This is a genomic window from Brenneria goodwinii, from assembly GCF_002291445.1.
GTDB classification, from domain to species: domain Bacteria; phylum Pseudomonadota; class Gammaproteobacteria; order Enterobacterales; family Enterobacteriaceae; genus Brenneria; species Brenneria goodwinii.
Genome location: NZ_CP014137.1, coordinates 4,120,316 through 4,135,883, shown reverse-complemented (window position 1 = coordinate 4,135,883; position 15,568 = coordinate 4,120,316). Strand labels below are relative to the sequence as shown.

The 15,568-nt window shown below is 55.9% G+C and carries 9 protein-coding genes; 5 read left to right on the top strand and 4 right to left on the bottom strand.

Annotated elements, in window-relative coordinates; translation table 11 throughout:
* Positions 1 to 12: 12 nt before the first annotated feature.
* The gene (prlC, locus tag ACN28R_RS18355; protein ID WP_095835154.1) at positions 13 to 2,055 is read right to left on the bottom strand and encodes an oligopeptidase A; all 2,043 of its coding nucleotides are present in this window, start codon (positions 2,053 to 2,055) and stop codon (positions 13 to 15) included.
* Between the two features lie 321 nt (positions 2,056 to 2,376).
* Between prlC and ACN28R_RS18350 the strand changes: the two genes are divergently transcribed.
* Together ACN28R_RS18350 and ACN28R_RS18345 are read left to right on the top strand one after the other, a co-directional pair.
* Positions 2,377 to 3,558, top strand: coding sequence for a uroporphyrinogen decarboxylase/cobalamine-independent methonine synthase family protein (locus ACN28R_RS18350; RefSeq protein WP_095835153.1), 1,182 nt, complete (start codon positions 2,377 to 2,379; stop codon positions 3,556 to 3,558).
* Between the two features lie 273 nt (positions 3,559 to 3,831).
* On the top strand, positions 3,832 to 5,523 hold the full coding sequence (locus ACN28R_RS18345; protein ID WP_095835152.1) for a molecular chaperone HscC: 1,692 nt from the start codon (positions 3,832 to 3,834) through the stop codon (positions 5,521 to 5,523).
* 54 nt (positions 5,524 to 5,577) lie between these two features.
* Here ACN28R_RS18345 and ACN28R_RS18340 read toward each other — a convergent pair whose 3' ends face one another.
* Together ACN28R_RS18340 and ACN28R_RS18335 are read right to left on the bottom strand one after the other, a co-directional pair.
* Positions 5,578 to 8,217 (bottom strand): J domain-containing protein, encoded by a 2,640-nt coding sequence (locus ACN28R_RS18340; protein ID WP_095835151.1) that lies wholly within the window; start codon positions 8,215 to 8,217, stop codon positions 5,578 to 5,580.
* Positions 8,217 to 8,921 carry a DUF1266 domain-containing protein gene (locus ACN28R_RS18335; RefSeq protein ID WP_095835150.1) on the bottom strand — a complete coding sequence of 235 codons (705 nt, stop codon included), beginning with the start codon at positions 8,919 to 8,921 and terminating at the stop codon, positions 8,217 to 8,219. The genes ACN28R_RS18340 and ACN28R_RS18335 overlap by 1 nt, the downstream gene beginning before the upstream one ends.
* 339 nt (positions 8,922 to 9,260) lie before the next feature.
* On the opposite strand from ACN28R_RS18335, the gene ACN28R_RS18330 reads away from it, so the two are divergent.
* Both ACN28R_RS18330 and gorA read left to right on the top strand, forming a co-directional pair.
* Positions 9,261 to 10,103: a 23S rRNA (adenine(2030)-N(6))-methyltransferase RlmJ gene (locus ACN28R_RS18330; RefSeq protein ID WP_048636729.1), complete on the top strand. Its 843-nt coding sequence runs from the start codon at positions 9,261 to 9,263 to the stop codon at positions 10,101 to 10,103.
* A gap of 146 nt (positions 10,104 to 10,249) precedes the next feature.
* Positions 10,250 to 11,602, top strand: a complete 1,353-nt coding sequence (gene gorA, locus ACN28R_RS18325) for a glutathione-disulfide reductase (protein WP_095835149.1) — start codon at positions 10,250 to 10,252, stop codon at positions 11,600 to 11,602.
* A gap of 223 nt (positions 11,603 to 11,825) precedes the next feature.
* Here the strand turns inward: gorA and katG are convergent, their stop codons facing one another.
* The gene (gene katG / locus ACN28R_RS18320; protein ID WP_095835148.1) at positions 11,826 to 14,009 is read right to left on the bottom strand and encodes a catalase/peroxidase HPI; all 2,184 of its coding nucleotides are present in this window, start codon (positions 14,007 to 14,009) and stop codon (positions 11,826 to 11,828) included.
* 626 nt (positions 14,010 to 14,635) lie between these two features.
* Between katG and ACN28R_RS18315 the strand changes: the two genes are divergently transcribed.
* The gene (locus ACN28R_RS18315; RefSeq protein ID WP_048636725.1) at positions 14,636 to 15,547 is read left to right on the top strand and encodes an EamA family transporter; all 912 of its coding nucleotides are present in this window, start codon (positions 14,636 to 14,638) and stop codon (positions 15,545 to 15,547) included.
* Positions 15,548 to 15,568: the final 21 nt, after the last annotated feature.

Below are 15,568 nucleotides of genomic sequence, written 5' to 3'. Positions count from 1 at the left end.
CTTTAACGCCATTCACTCTTTAATACCATAGTGGCGCAGCATGGCATCGAGCCGTGGCTCACGGCCGCGGAAGCGTTTGAACAGCACCATCGGCTCTTCGGAACCGCCGCGCGACAGGATGTTATCCAGGAAAGATTGACCGGTGGCGCGATTGAAAATGCCTTCTTCCTGGAAGCGGGAATAGGCGTCCGCCGCCAGCACATCGGCCCACAGATAGCTGTAGTAACCGGCCGCGTAACCGCCGGCGAAGATATGGCTGAACGCGTGCGGGAAGCGCCCCCAGCTTGGGCTTGGCACCACCGCGACCTGCGCTTTGACCTCTGCCAGCGTCGGCAGAATTTGCGCGCCTTTGGCCGGATCGAATTCCGCATGCAGACGGAAATCGAACAGACCGAACTCGAGCTGGCGCAGGATGAACAACGCCGCCTGATAATTCTTCGCCGCCAGCATTTTATCCAGCAGTTCCTGCGGCAGCGGTTCGCCGGTTTCATAGTGCCCGGAGATAAAGGCCAGCGCTTCCGGCTCCCAGCACCAGTTTTCCATAAACTGGCTTGGCAGCTCGACGGCATCCCACGGCACGCCGCTGATCCCGGCGACGCCCGCGGTATCAATCCTGGTCAGCATATGATGCAGGCCGTGACCGAACTCGTGGAACAGCGTGGTGACTTCGTCATGGGTGAACAGCGCCGGCTTGCCGTTAACCGGACGGTTGAAGTTACAGGTCAGGTAGGCGACCGGTTTTTGCAGTTCGCCGTCGCCTTTGCGCAGGTTGCCGACGCAGTCATCCATCCAGGCGCCGCCGCGTTTGTGTTCGCGTGCGTAGAGATCAAGGTAGAAACTGCCGCGCAGCTCGCCATTTTCATCAAACAGGTCGAAGAAACGCACTTCCGGATGCCATACATCCACGTCCTTGCGCTCTTTGGCGGTAATGCCATAGATGCGCTTAACCACTTCGAACAACCCTTCGACAACGCGCTGTTCCGGGAAATAGGGACGCAGCTGCTCATCGCTGATGGAATAAAGATGCTGTTTCTGCTGTTCGCTATAGTAGGTGATATCCCACGGCTGCAAGTCTGCGACGCCGTAGGTCTTTTTAGCGAAAGCGCGTAGCTGCGCCAACTCTTCTTCCGCCTGGGGACGCGCGCGTTTGGCCAGATCGGAGAGAAAATCGATCACCTGCTGCGGATTTTCCGCCATTTTGGTCGCCAGGGACTTATGGGCATAACTCGCAAAGCCGAGCAGTTGCGCCAGTTCATGACGCAGCGCCAGCTTTTCCGCCATGATATCGCTGTTATCCCACTTGCCGGCATTCGGCCCTTGATCGGAGGCGCGAGTGGTATAAGCGCGGTACATTTCTTCGCGCAGCGCCTGATTGGCGCAGTAGGTCATCACCGGCAGGTAGCTGGGCATATCCAGCGTCAGCAGCCAGCCATCCTGTTCTTTGGCTTCCGCCTGTGCTTTGGCGGCGGCCAGCGCGCTTTCCGGCATCCCTTCCAGCTCGGATACGTCGGTGATCAGTTTGCTCCAGCCCATGGTGGCGTCCAGCACATTGTTGCTGAACTGCGAGCCCAGTTCGGACTGCCGGGCCGCGATTTCACCGTAACGCTTCTGTTTTTCGGGCGGCAGGCCGATACCGGATAACTCAAAATCACGCAGGGCGTTATCGACCGCTTTCTTTTGCGCCACGCTCATGGCGGCGTAATGTTCGCCTTCCTTCAGGCTGCGGTACGCCTGATAGAGTCCGGCATGCTGGCCGACCCAGGTGCTGTGTTCGGACAGCAGCGGCAGACACTGTTCGTAGGCGCTGCGCAGTTCCGGGCTATTTTTTACTGCATTCAGATGGCCGATCGGCGAAAAAATCCGGCCGAGGCGATCGTCGCTGTCGGCCAGCGGCTGGCAGAGGTTATCCCAGGTAAACGGGCCTGGCTGGGCGACAACGTTTTCCACGGTCTGACGGCACGCTTCCAGTGCGTCTTTTACCGCCGGGACAATGTCTTCCGTTTTAATTTTGGAAAAGGGGGGAAGGGTAAAGGGGGACAGTAATGGGTTCGTCATAGCGCAGTCCTGATGTTATGGGATCGACAAGGCCGATATAAATAGCTGATTAACCATTAAGATGAGGTCAATTATAGTTAAAATCAATGGCGGCGGGCGCGATTGGCATGAATTCATCACCCGTATTCCCGGTTGATGCTCCCACTGCTGCGGCGAATGCATCGCTCTCTTTTCCGCTATTTTTATGATGAGCGGTCAACCGACATCATGAAGAAATTTCAAGTTCGTTATTTCTGGTGAAGAGTTTTCAGCTCAAGGCCGGAATGTTACGTGGTAGTCTCTTTTCATCATCCTAAAATGAAAAACAGAGACTGAATCAATATGGGCACATTACAACAGCAAACCCCTCCTTTCCGCGCGGACGTCGTCGGTAGTTACCTTCGACCTCAGTACCTGCATGACGCGCGTACCCAGTTTGCCAAAGGCGAATTGTCCGCTGAGCAACTTAAAGGCGTTGAAGACAAAGCGATTACCGAACTGGTGGAAAAACAGAAACGCGCCGGATTACAGGTGATCACCGATGGGGAATTTCGTCGTAGCTGGTGGCATCTGGACTTTATGTGGGCGCTGAACGGCGTTGAAAAAGCGGCTATCTCCAAGGGATACGTGTTTGCGGATAAAGAAACACGCCCAGAAACGGCCCGTCTGACCGGGAAAATTTCCGGCGAGAACCATGCTTTTGTCGAACATTTCAAATTTCTGCTCCAGTTTGCCGAACCGGGTATCGTGCCCCGGATGACGGTTCCGTCGCCGGCTCAATTTCTGGCGGAACTCCAGCGCCCGGATAACAAGGCGCTGACCGCCGAGATCTACCCGACGGAAGACGAACTGGTGGCGGATATCGCCAAGGCGTATCAGACGTTCATCAAAGAAATTTATGCCGCCGGTTGCCGCAATCTGCAACTGGATGATTGCACCTGGGGCATGCTGGTCGACCCGAAATTTGCCGGTTCGGGCGCGGCGGATACGCCGAAATCCACCGACGGCTGCGGTTGCGGTCATTCCCACGGCGAAGTGCCGAAGAATGGCAAGGTTAATACGCTGGCCGAGTTGTATCTGAAGGCCAACAATGCCGCGATTGAAGGCGCTCCGGCGGATCTGGCGCTGACCACTCACGTTTGCCGCGGCAACTACCACTCATCCTGGGCGGCCAGCGGCGGTTACCAGCCGGTGGCCGATGTTCTGTTCGCCCGTGAGAACGTTTCCGCCTACTACCTGGAGTTTGATACCGAACGTGCCGGCGATTTCTCGCCGCTGGCACAGGTTTCCGGCAATAAACAGGTGGTGCTGGGGCTGATCTCCTCGAAAGTGGGCGAGTTGGAAGATAAGCAGGCGGTGATTAACCGCATCAACGAAGCGACCCGCTATATTCCTCTGGAGCGTTTGTGTCTCAGCACCCAGTGTGGTTTCGCCTCCACGGAAGAGGGCAACATTCTGACGGAAGAACAGCAATGGGCGAAAATCGCGCTGGTGAAAGCCATCGCCGACGAAGTCTGGGGTTAATCCGCAAGTCTCTCTTCGCAGAAGGCGGCGCTATTCGCCGCCTTCTGTGTTTTCCCGCCAATACCATGCCCGTTTCTTGCCAACACTGAGTTTGGCGCTGCGTTAAACGAACATCCACACCCAAGAAAACACAGGGATCCTTTTCTGCGTCAGGCGGTTATGTTTATACTGTCGGGCCATCGCCTGGCAGGTTGAATTTGGTGTCTGCCTTCGCCGCACAGGTTGTCGTCGATCCCCCGCGCATCGGTTAAGGGAATAAAAAGGAACAACAGCATGACTCATTCCCAGCATACTTCTCTGGCAATTGGTATCGATCTGGGAACCACCAATAGCCTGATTTGCGTCTGGCGGGACGGGAAAGCGCAGCTGATCCCGAACGCGCTGGATGAATACTCCACGCCGTCGGCGATCAGTATTGATGATGACGGCAGCATACTGATTGGCAAACCCGCGGCGTCTCGTCTGACTACGCATCCCCATCTGTCGGCATCGCTGTTCAAACGCTATATGGGAAGTCAAAAAACTTTCCGGCTCGGCGAACAGACCTTTTCCCCCACCGAACTTTCAGCCATGGTGTTAAAATCGCTCAAGGCGGACGCCGAAAGTTTTCTTGGGTGCGCCATCAAGGATGTGGTGATCTCCGTACCCGCTTATTTCAGCGATGAGCAGCGCAAACAGACGCGTTTTGCGGCGGAACTGGCGGAGTTGAATGCGGTGCGGCTGATTAACGAACCGACCGCCGCCTCTATGGCCTATGGTTTGCACACGCAGGAGCTGGGCCGGACTCTGGTATTCGATCTGGGCGGCGGAACCTTTGACGTCACAGTGCTGGAATACGCTTTTCCTTTGATTGAAGTACATAGCTCGGCGGGTGATAACTATCTCGGCGGCGAGGATTTTACTCAGGCGATAGTGAAAGCCTGTTTGCATCAGTGGAAACTGGATGAGCGAGATATTCCGGCACAGGAGCTGGCTGGTTTGTATAGTCATGCCGAAGCCCTTAAGTGCCAGCCGGGTTATCCTGTCGCCGGGAACGCCATGCTTTGGCACTGGCGGGAGCAAGACTGGCCTATGGTTTCGGATGAGCGATCGATAGAAGCGGCCTGGTTACCGTTGCTGAACCGAATACGCGCGCCGATTGAACAAGCGTTGCATGATGCGCGTTTGAAGCCCGAACAGCTGGATCACGTTGTGCTGGTGGGCGGGGCGTCGAAAATGTCCGTTATTCAGAAGTTGGTCGTTAGGCTCTTCGGCAAGCTGCCGTATCAACATCTGGATGCTGATACGGTGGTTGCGCAGGGCGCGGCGGTGCAGGCCGCCTGTCGGCTGCGCGAACAGGATATTGAGGAAGTGATCCTGACCGATGTCTGTCCGTACACCTTAGGCATCAGAACGGCAAACGATACGCAGGACGGTCTGTTTTCGCCGATATTGGAACGAAATACCGTCGTACCGACCTCGCGGATAGAAACTTTCTCTACGGCCTCGCCCGGTCAGGATAATATCCGCATCGCCATCTATCAGGGGGAAAGCCCCTATGTCGCCAATAACGTCTTTATTGATGAATTCGATATGCCGATAAAACCACAGGCGTGTCGCCAGTCTATTGATGTTCGTTTTAGCTATGACATCAACGGATTGCTTGAAGTGGATGTCAATTTGCCCGATAGCGGAGATACGTTCACCAAGGTGATTGACCGCAGTCCTACGGGGTTGAGTCAGCAGCAACAGCAGACCAGCCGTCAACGCTTAAAGGCGTTGAAAATCCACCCCAGAGACAATCTGATTAATCGCAATTTGCTGGCCCGATTGGAGAAGTCCTGGGCGCAATCCCGGTCGGATGAGCGCGCGTTGATCGGCGACTGGCTACGTGAGTTCGAGCGGAAACTGGCGGCGCAGAATACGCAGGAGATTGAAGAGACGCGTCGACGTATTGAGCGGGATCTGGATGAAATACAATGGTAATTCAATAAAGCGGTACATGGCGGTACCGCTTGCGGATGTTTAGCTGTTTGCCTGTTACTGCGGTGGTCCAAATTTATTCCACCCCTTCGAACCGGGCCCGATTAACGGTAACAGCAGCAATATAGGCAACAACATAGTAATGACCGCCCCCTTTTGCGGCGAGCTATGCCCCATATCATTAAATCGTCGGCGCGTTGCGATAAAGACATTGCATACTATCAGCAACAGCGGCACAAGGTGGTGATAGGGAATGGACGGGGGGATCCAGTGACCTGCGTAGTGGATAATTATGCTGCCCAGCCCCGCCTGAAGCAGATAGCCACGACGGTTGAGGCGGCTATTGAGGCGCCAGAACTGCCATACGTGGCTTGCCTTGGCCGGAGCAGTCGCTCTGAAATGACTTTCCCGTTGCTTGGTCAGTTGCAGTAACGTTTTCGCTATCAACCGCAGGGTGATATTTTCATGCGGATAGTTGACGTATTCGAGCAAAAAATCCTCTTCGCTACTATCGGGCAACTTGCTGTCCTGCGTAGATAAATCGCATAGAATGCCGCCTGTCTGGGTGATCCTTTTATCACTGGAAAGCTGTGTTAACAGCTTGGGTAACGCCTCTGACGGCCCGTTAAGCAGTTCATTTCTGATTTGCTCCTCCAGTTCAGTGTTGACCTCCAGTTGTTCCAGATGGCTACGATGCCGCTCGGCCGGTTCCCCCTCGCTCAGTAATGCGTAAAGGGCATGAAAGAACAGCTGATAAATCACGGGGGATTGCGCCAGCGTGGCTTGCCAATGCCGGTTGCTGCGGTAGAAATCGTCGGCGGCTAAAAAGCAGACGCTTTCCGGATTGTCGACATACTCTTCCAGCGAAACCGGCAGCTTCAGCCAATAGCGGTAATGCAACGGATCGCTCAACGTTAACCGCTGCTTCAACGCCGCTATCGCCTCATCCTGCTGGTTGTCCGCCTCATTTAATAGTGTAAAGAGCGAATAGGCCGGGTGCGCCGGCGTCGGCTGGGGCAGCGTCGGCAGGGCGTCGGTGATGATGTCATCCAGCGGATCGTCCAGCATGATGGTTAATAGTATGGCTTGCCGTAGCGAATCCCGGGCGCTGATGTTTTCTTCGACGCGGGCAAGATCGATCTCGGCATAGGGCAACAGATCGGCCAGACAATCTTTTATCGGTTCAATCCGCTGCTGCGGTAATTCCTCGTTATAGAGTTTCCGCAGGCTGTCCGGCGACAACGGACGATATTGCCGAAGCCAGGCCTGAGCCTGTCGCCAACTTGCCGAGTCTTCCTGTCTGAACGCCTCAGGCAGCGGGGATGCCGGGTCTGCCAGCCATTGGGTGAAAGATTGAATAATCGCGGATGACCTCAGCCATGACAGCCGTTGCGCAGCCTGCGTTTGTAATCCCTGGAGAATCAGGGCGTGCAGCGGGTCTTCCGGTTGCGGTTGATCCAATATGTCTTGCAACAGGCGCTCATCGCCTAGCGTCAGCATGCAGGCATGCCAGTAGAGCATCTGGGGAATGCCGCCGCCGTCGTTTTGCAACAGGTGGCGGTAGATGACCGACACATCCTGTTTACCCAGTTTCCACAGTATATAGTCTCTCGCCCGCGGGGCGGGAGACTGCTGTAGCGCCAGCCCCCAGCGCGTCATCATTTGCGTATTGTGTTGCGAAATAAAGAAGGATTGTTGCGGCGCATCAACCGGCAGACCCGCCAGATCGGGCGCCGGCGTGTGATTGAGCGAATGAATCAGCAAAGGCAGCAGATCGTTCTGATAGCGGAAGCACCAGTTTAGAATCCACTGTTCGGCTTGAGGATGGCCGTTACGCTGATAAAGTCTGAACCAGAGCGTGAATGCTTGTTGCTGGTCATCGCACAGCGAGCAGTGACGGGCGGCGAGATACAGCCGGTCATCATCTTCCGGTTTTTCCGCCATCTGTTGCAGACAGTAATCGCGCAATTGGCTACTGGGTTCTTGCGCATAGCTGTGCCAGCGGGCCAACCGCAGCATCAGATCCGGCGTGTCGGGCCAGTAAATGGTGGTGGCGCCGCCCAGCAGGGCTTTCAGCATAAACGGCGGACGGTTCCAAAACAGTCCGTTGGCCTGCTGAAAGTAGGTGATGGTTTGCAACTGAGCGGGCAGGCTAAGGTGCGATAAGACTGAAAAATCGAACAGGTCGTCTTGCTCAAGCGAGTCCAGAAAATTTCTGATTTCCTCCGATGGGCCTTCGGCGAGTTCGGGCAGGCGCTGTTGCCAACGCATACGTTCGGCCAGTATCCGGGCGCAGTGATTTGAGAGTCCGGGTTCCTGATAAAGACGTTGCAGCATGGGCCAGCGAATGCGGTCAATGACGTCTACATTGTGCTGGTTCAGTAAGTGAATATAACGTTGCCAATATTGCGGGTCGCACCGCTGCGCCGGGTTACTCAACAGTTGATCAAAGGCGGCCTGTAGCGAGGTTAATTCACTATCGGCTTCCGGGGTATCGGCTTCGTCTTCAACGCTGTTTTCGGGTGCCGGGGTTTGCGCCAGTTTGCAGGCGGTATCGTACGCCTGACGCAGCAGTTGGAAGCCTTGCGGGTCGGTTTCCGGGTGGAATTGCGGCACTTTTTGCCGATAAGCCTGACGAATAATATCTTGATCTGGTGTTGGCTGTATGCCCAGTATCTGCCAGCAACGCGCGTCCATTATATCTCTACTCCTGATAGCGACTCAGGCCTGTCGATTTGAAAAACATCAACATCCCACTCAAGGTCATGAATCGGGCTGTCGGGATGGGTGTAAAGCGAGCTGATTTGATTGATGTAGCTTGGATCTTCGGTGTGGTGACTATGGGCATAGCGTTGCAGCGTCGGATCTTCTTCATCCGAGGCCAGCCAATAGGTGCGGCCAACGAAAAAGGCGGCGAAATAATTTTGCCAACTGCGGTAGTAATAGCGGGCGCGGTCGGCCAACCGGGTATGGATCCACAGGCTTTCCGTTTCATTAATCCACCCGTTTAACACGCCGACCCGGCTCAGAAAGCTCATTCTCCCCAGATCCCAGGCGCGTATTCCCCCTTCGCCGCACAGCACTGCCGTTTCGCCGATCAACGTCATCACCGCCTGTTGTTCCGGCGGTTGATGGGCGCAGTAATCCTGCCAGTCCGCCAGTGAGATGTGATGCCACAGGAAATAATGATAAGCCAGACTCTCCGCATGGCCGTCATCGGTCATTCTATTGATCATGGCGATCAAGGAGTCGCGGGAATCGATTCCCCAGGAGTCGCTAATATTGACGGTCGATCCGGGGGGATAAAGCGAATGGACGCCGTAATTGGCGCCATATTTGAGATTGAGCGCAGCCATAGGGGCGGAAAGCGCCAGTAACCAACGCTGGTGTTCTGATTCCATATCAGTAAGGTCCCATGTCATCGCACGTGGCGGAAAATCGTACTTGATGTTCGCTAATATCGATAGTTTTCTATGTGTTAAAAGCGGCGATACTCAAAAAACAATATGATGAAAAGTATAAAGATTATAATGAAGTGAGTCATTCCCCATCAGGCATGCGGCCTGATGCCGCATTGTGAGGATATTTTTCCCGGCAGACCGTATACTGTGCATCATGGCTTTTCTTTCCTGTTCTCTCTGTTTTCCGCCACGCTGAGATTGTCGCGGAACGGTGCAGGGGAGTAAAAAGCATTAACTGATTTTTCTCATAAAATATCTCACCGGAAAGCAAGAGTCGCTATGCTAAGTTACCGCCATAGTTTTCACGCCGGCAATCATGCCGATGTGGTGAAACACACCGTTCAGAGCCTGATCATTACCGCGCTGAAAGAAAAAGAAAAACCCTTCCTGTATCTGGATACCCACGCGGGAGCCGGGCGTTATCAGCTAAGTGGCGAGCATGCGGCGCGTACCGGCGAGTATCTGGACGGTATCGCCAAGATCTGGCAGCGTGACGACATTCCCGCCGAGCTTGCGCCTTACATGCGGGCGGTGCGCACCTATAATCATAATGATCTACTGCGCTATTACCCCGGTTCGCCGCTGATCGCCCGCCAGCTGCTGCGCGAGCAGGATAAAATTCATCTGACGGAGCTGCATCCCAGCGACTTTCCGCTGCTGCGCAATGAGTTTCAGAACGATGCCCGCGCCAAGGTATTACGTGAAGACGGTTACCAGCAGTTGAAATCGCAGCTGCCGCCGTTGTCCCGCCGCGGTTTTATTCTGATCGACCCGCCGTATGAGTTGAAAACGGATTATCAGGCGGTGGTCAAAGGGATTCAGGAAGGCCACCGGCGCTTCGCCACCGGGGTGTTTGCCTTGTGGTATCCGGTGGTGCTGCGGCAGCAGATCAAACGGTTACTGAAAGATCTGGAGGCTACCGGTATTCGCAACATTTTGCAGATCGAACTGGCGGTGTTGCCGGATAGCGATCGGCACGGTATGACGGCTTCCGGCATGGTGGTGATCAATCCGCCGTGGAAGCTGAAGGCGCAAATGGAAAGCGTGCTGCCCTGGCTGCACAACGTGCTGGTTCCGGCGGGCACCGGGCATGTGAGCGTTGAACAGATTGTAGCGGAGTAACGGGTTCGGTTAGCCGGTGACGGCGGGATACGCAAAACCATCGCCGCGGTTTTTTCCTATCGCAATCATAGGTATAACCTTTGCGGCGCGCTAGATTCAGACGTTACACTTTAAAAATCTCTATTTACCCAAGCATGGATATTCTGATGACTAAACACTATGACTACCTGGCGATTGGCGGCGGCAGCGGCGGGATCGCCTCGATTAACCGCGCGGCGATGTATGGGAAAAAATGTGCGTTGATCGAAGCGAAATATCTGGGCGGTACCTGTGTCAACGTCGGTTGCGTGCCGAAAAAAGTGATGTGGCATGCGGCGCAGATTGCCGAAGCGATCCATCAATATGGCCCGGATTACGGTTTTGATACTACGGTTAACCGCTTTGACTGGAAGACGCTGATTAACAACCGTAGCGCCTACATTGACCGTATCCACCAGTCTTACAATAACGCGTTGGGCAAAAACAAAGTGGATGTGATTCACGGCTTTGCCCGCTTCGTCGATACGCATACCGTGGAGGTCAACGGCGAGAAAATCACCGCCGACCACATTCTGATCGCAACGGGGGGACGCCCGGTGCGGCCTGATGTTCCCGGCGCCGAGTACGGTATTGATTCCGACGGTTTCTTTGAACTGAATGCCCTGCCCAAACGCACCGCTATCGTGGGCGCCGGCTATATCGCGGTTGAGATCGCCGGCGTCGTGAACGCGCTGGGTTCGCAAACGCATCTGTTCGTGCGTAAACAGTCGCCGCTGCGCAGCTTCGATCCGCTGATTGTTGAGACGCTGGTTGAGGTGATGAGCAGCGAAGGGCCGACGCTGCATACCGAATCGATCCCCAAAGCCGTGGTGAAAAATGCTGACGGCAGCCTGACGCTGCGGTTGGAAAACGGCAAGGAACAAACCGTTGATTGCCTGATTTGGGCTGTCGGCCGCGAGCCGGCGACGGATAACCTGAACCTGGGCGCCATCGATGTCGGGCTGGATGAGAAAGGCTATATTCGGGTCGATCGCTTCCAGAACACCAACGTGCCGGGCATTTACGCCGTGGGCGATAACACCGGCGCGGTGGAACTGACCCCGGTCGCCGTTGCCGCGGGCCGCCGTTTATCGGAGCGCTTGTTTAATAACAAACCGGACGAGTATCTGGATTACAGCAACATTCCGACCGTGGTTTTCAGCCATCCGCCGATCGGCACCGTCGGGCTGACCGAGCCGCAGGCGCGCGAACAGTATGGCGACGACAAGGTGAAGGTTTACACCTCTTCCTTCACCGCCATGTACACCGCCGTGACGCAGCATCGTCAGCCATGCCGCATGAAGCTGGTCTGCGTCGGTAAGGATGAGAAGATTGTGGGCATCCACGGTATCGGCTTCGGTATGGACGAAATGCTGCAAGGCTTTGCGGTGGCGCTGAAAATGGGCGCGACCAAAAAAGACTTCGATAACACGGTCGCCATCCACCCGACGGCGTCGGAAGAGTTTGTGACCATGCGTTGATGGGTAAGAGACAACCCGCCCGGTCAGAGAGGCGTCCTGATGATATGGTCATCTGGGCGCTTTTTTTATGGGAAATTTGAGCCTGATTAGGCGCCGGCGCGGGATTCGTCAGCGCGGTGCGGTTCATACCGATGCGTGATAGACAAACCGCCCCATCGCCGGACAAAAAAATCCCGCCCGGCGTGGCGACGGGCGGGAGATAGGTCAGTTCCGATCTTTGGTATTACGCCAGGTCAAAACGATCCAGCATCGTCACTTTGTGCCAGGCGGAGATAAAGTCCTGAACAAACTTCGTCTGGGAGTCTGCGCTGGCATACACTTCCGCCAGAGCGCGCAACTGCGCGTTTGAACCGAACACCAGATCGGCGCGCGTTGCGGTCCACTTCAGTTCTCCGGTCACGCGGTCGCGTCCTTCATACAGGTTTGCGCTGGCCGGATTCGCTTTCCACGTAGTCCCCATATCCAGCAGGTTGACGAAGAAATCGTTGGTCAGCGTACCCGTCCGATCCGTGAAGATGCCGTGGGTGGAACCGTCGGCATTGATGTTGATCGCGCGCAGGCCGCCAATCAGTACGGTCAGCTCGGGCGCGGTCAGCGTCAGTTGCTGCGCCTTATCGATCAGCACCACCTCGGCGGGCGTCGTCAGTCCGGCCATCTCGTAGTTGCGGAAGCCGTCTGCGGCTGGCTCGAGTTTAGAGAAGGTATCGACGTCGGTCTGCTCCTGCGAGGCATCCGTGCGGCCGGGCGTGAAGGGGACGGTCGCCTCATAGCCGGCCGACTTCGCCGCCTGTTCGATTCCGGCGTTGCCGGCCAGCACGATCAGATCCGCCAGGGACACCTGTTTACCGTTGCCCGCCTGTTGATTGAACTCGCGCTGGATGCTTTCCAAAACACTCAGCACCTGGGCCAGTTTTTCGGGCTGGTTAACCTCCCAATCCTTCTGCGGCGCCAGGCGGATGCGCGCGCCATTGGCGCCGCCGCGCTTATCGCCGCCACGGAAGGTGGAGGCCGAAGCCCAGGCGGTGCCAACCAGTTCGGATACGGTCAGACCCGCCTCCAGGATTCTGGCCTTGAGTGCCGCGGCATCCGTCTCGTCAATCAGCGGATGAGTGACGGCAGGGAGCGGATCCTGCCAAATCAGCTCTTCTCTGGGAACTTCCGGGCCGAGGTAGCGTGAACGCGGCCCCATGTCGCGGTGGGTTAGTTTGAACCAGGCGCGGGCGAATGCTTCGGCAAAAGCCTGCGGATTTTCCAGGAACCGGCGCGAGATTTTCTCGTAGATCGGATCAATGCGCAGCGATAGATCGGTTGTCAGCATGGTCGGCTTGCGCTTTCTAAACGGATCGTGCGGGTCGGGAATGATCTCTTCGGCGTCCTTGGCTTCCCACTGGATCAGGCCGGCCGGGCTGCGGGTCTGTACCCATTCGAATTTGAATAAGTTTTCGAAGAAGTAGTTGCTCCACTGCGCCGGCGTCTGCGTCCAAATGACTTCCAGGCCGCTGCCGATGGCATCGCCGCCGTGTCCGGTACCGTAATCGCTAGCCCAACCAAGGCCTTGCGCTTCCAGGCCGGCGGCTTCAGGATCTGCGCCTTTATGCGATTCCGGCGCGGCGCCATGGGTTTTGCCGAAGGTGTGCCCGCCGCCGATCAGCGCAACGGTTTCTTCGTCGTTCATCCCCATGCGTCCGAACGTCACGCGGATGGCGTGAGCGGCGGCGACCGGATCGCCGCTGGAGTTCGGACCTTCCGGATTGACGTAGATCAGGCCCATCTCGGTGGCGCCGAGGCTATCGTCGAGTTTATCGGCCGGCCGGTGGGCAAGCCATGCGCTTTCGGAACCCCAGTTGACGTCCTGATCCGGTTCCCATGTGTCTTCGCGGCCGCCGCCGAAACCGAAGGTGCGGAAACCCATGGTCTCCAGCGCAACGTTGCCGGTCAGGATAAAAAGGTCGGCCCAGGAGATCGCCTGGCCGTATTTCTGCTTGATCGGCCACAGCAGGCGTCGGGATTTATCGATATTGACGTTGTCAGGCCACGCGTTCAGCGGCGCGAAACGCTGCTGGCCGCGACCGCCGCCGCCGCGCCCGTCTGCGGCGCGGTAGGTGCCGGCGCTGTGCCACGCCATACGAATAAACTGCGGACCATAGTGGCCGAAGTCGGCGGGCCACCACTCTTGCGAATCCGTCATCAATTTACGCAGGTCGTTCTTCAGCGCCTGGTAATCCAGCTTCTTGAATGCTTCGCGGTAGTTGAACGTCGGATCCAGCGGATTCGATCGGGATGAGTGTTGGCTCAGCAGATCGACGCGTAGCTGACTAGGCCACCAATCACGGTTGGTGGTGCCGCCGCCGGCGGTGAGTTTGGCGGCGGCGCCATGATCAAATGGGCACTTCGCTTCAGTTGACATAATATCCCCTACCTATATTCTGAGTAATCTGTTATCCGGTTTTGCCGGATGGCCGGGTCCCTGGTATCGGGCTCGAAATTTTGTTGCAGGAAACTCCGCTTTTTGCCGATCTGTCTCCCTGCAACCGGGTTAGGTATACGCTTCGGTGGCCCGGATGTGGTCATCAGCGCCGCCAGAATCTCCATCACCAGCATGCATCGCCATTTTCAAGAGGCTTACTCATACAGCCAGCGATCCAATTAACGGATGACCCATCTTAGAGGGTGTCTGTTAATAGATAAAATTGAATAATATTAATATTGTGATAGGGATAAACTATTTAAATCTGGCGTAACCATGGTGGAGTCGGGCGTAATGGCGTTTGCCGGGGGCGTTGACGGTTGGGCGCGCGTCTGTGAAAAAAAGAGAACGCCGGTTATGTGCATTCCCCTTGCTGGTTAACTCATCGATCAGCGGCTAATCACATCTGTAATATCTCAAATCGCGCCGATCTGTTTATATTCGTGCTGTTATTTTGCATGTAGCGTGTTTACCCATGTCCCTCTTTATCAGGACGTTATCGTCGGATGTGCGATGACGGTTCTTGCTGTTATTTTTCTTGCTGTTATTTAAATAAGGAGCTCATCATGTCGGTAAAAGACAGGCTGCTCGCCCTTTGTGTGGTGATTTTATGGGGCGTGAATTTTGTGGTGATTAAGGTCGGCCTGCATGGTATGCCGCCTTTTCTGCTCGCCGGGCTGCGATTTTCTCTGGTGGCGTTACCGGCCATCTTCTTTGTGCCGGCTCCCCGCATTCCTTTCCGCTGGCTGCTGGCCTACGGTATGACGATGAGCTTCGGTCAGTTCGCTTTTCTGTTCTGCGCGATTAAATTGGGGATGCCGGCAGGCATTGCCTCGCTGGTTTTACAGGCGCAGGCGTTTTTTACGCTGCTGATCGGCGTCGTGTTGCTGGGGGAAAAACTCAGGTGGAACCATATCGCGGGTATCCTGGTGGCGGTGGCTGGGATAGTGGTACTGGCCGAAGGCCGGCCGGTGACGCAAACGGCGGGCGGCATGACGCTGGTTACACTACTGCTGACGTTGGCCGGCGCGCTGTCCTGGGCGTTCGGCAACATCAGCAACAAGGTGATTATGAGCCGGAACGGTAACGTGAAAATTATGTCGCTGGTGGTGTGGAGCGCGCTAATCCCCATCGTGCCTTTCTTCGCCTGTTCATGGTTATTCGAGGGGGAAACGCTGATTGTCGACAGCCTGGTGAATATTCAACTGCCAACCATTCTGTCGCTGCTTTACCTGGCGTTCATCGCGACGATCGTCGGTTACGGCATTTGGGGAAACCTGCTGGCGCGTTACGAAACCTGGCGTGTTGCGCCGCTCTCTTTGCTGGTGCCGGTCGTGGGGCTGGTCAGCACCGCGCTGCTCCTTGGCGAAACCCTGTCCGGATTACAGATAGTGGGCGCCCTGATGATTATGCTGGGGCTGCTAATCAATGTATTTGGTTCCCGTCTGTGGACATATCGATTGGCGAAACATGCTTAGCCTTTGCCCTTAAACGGGGCG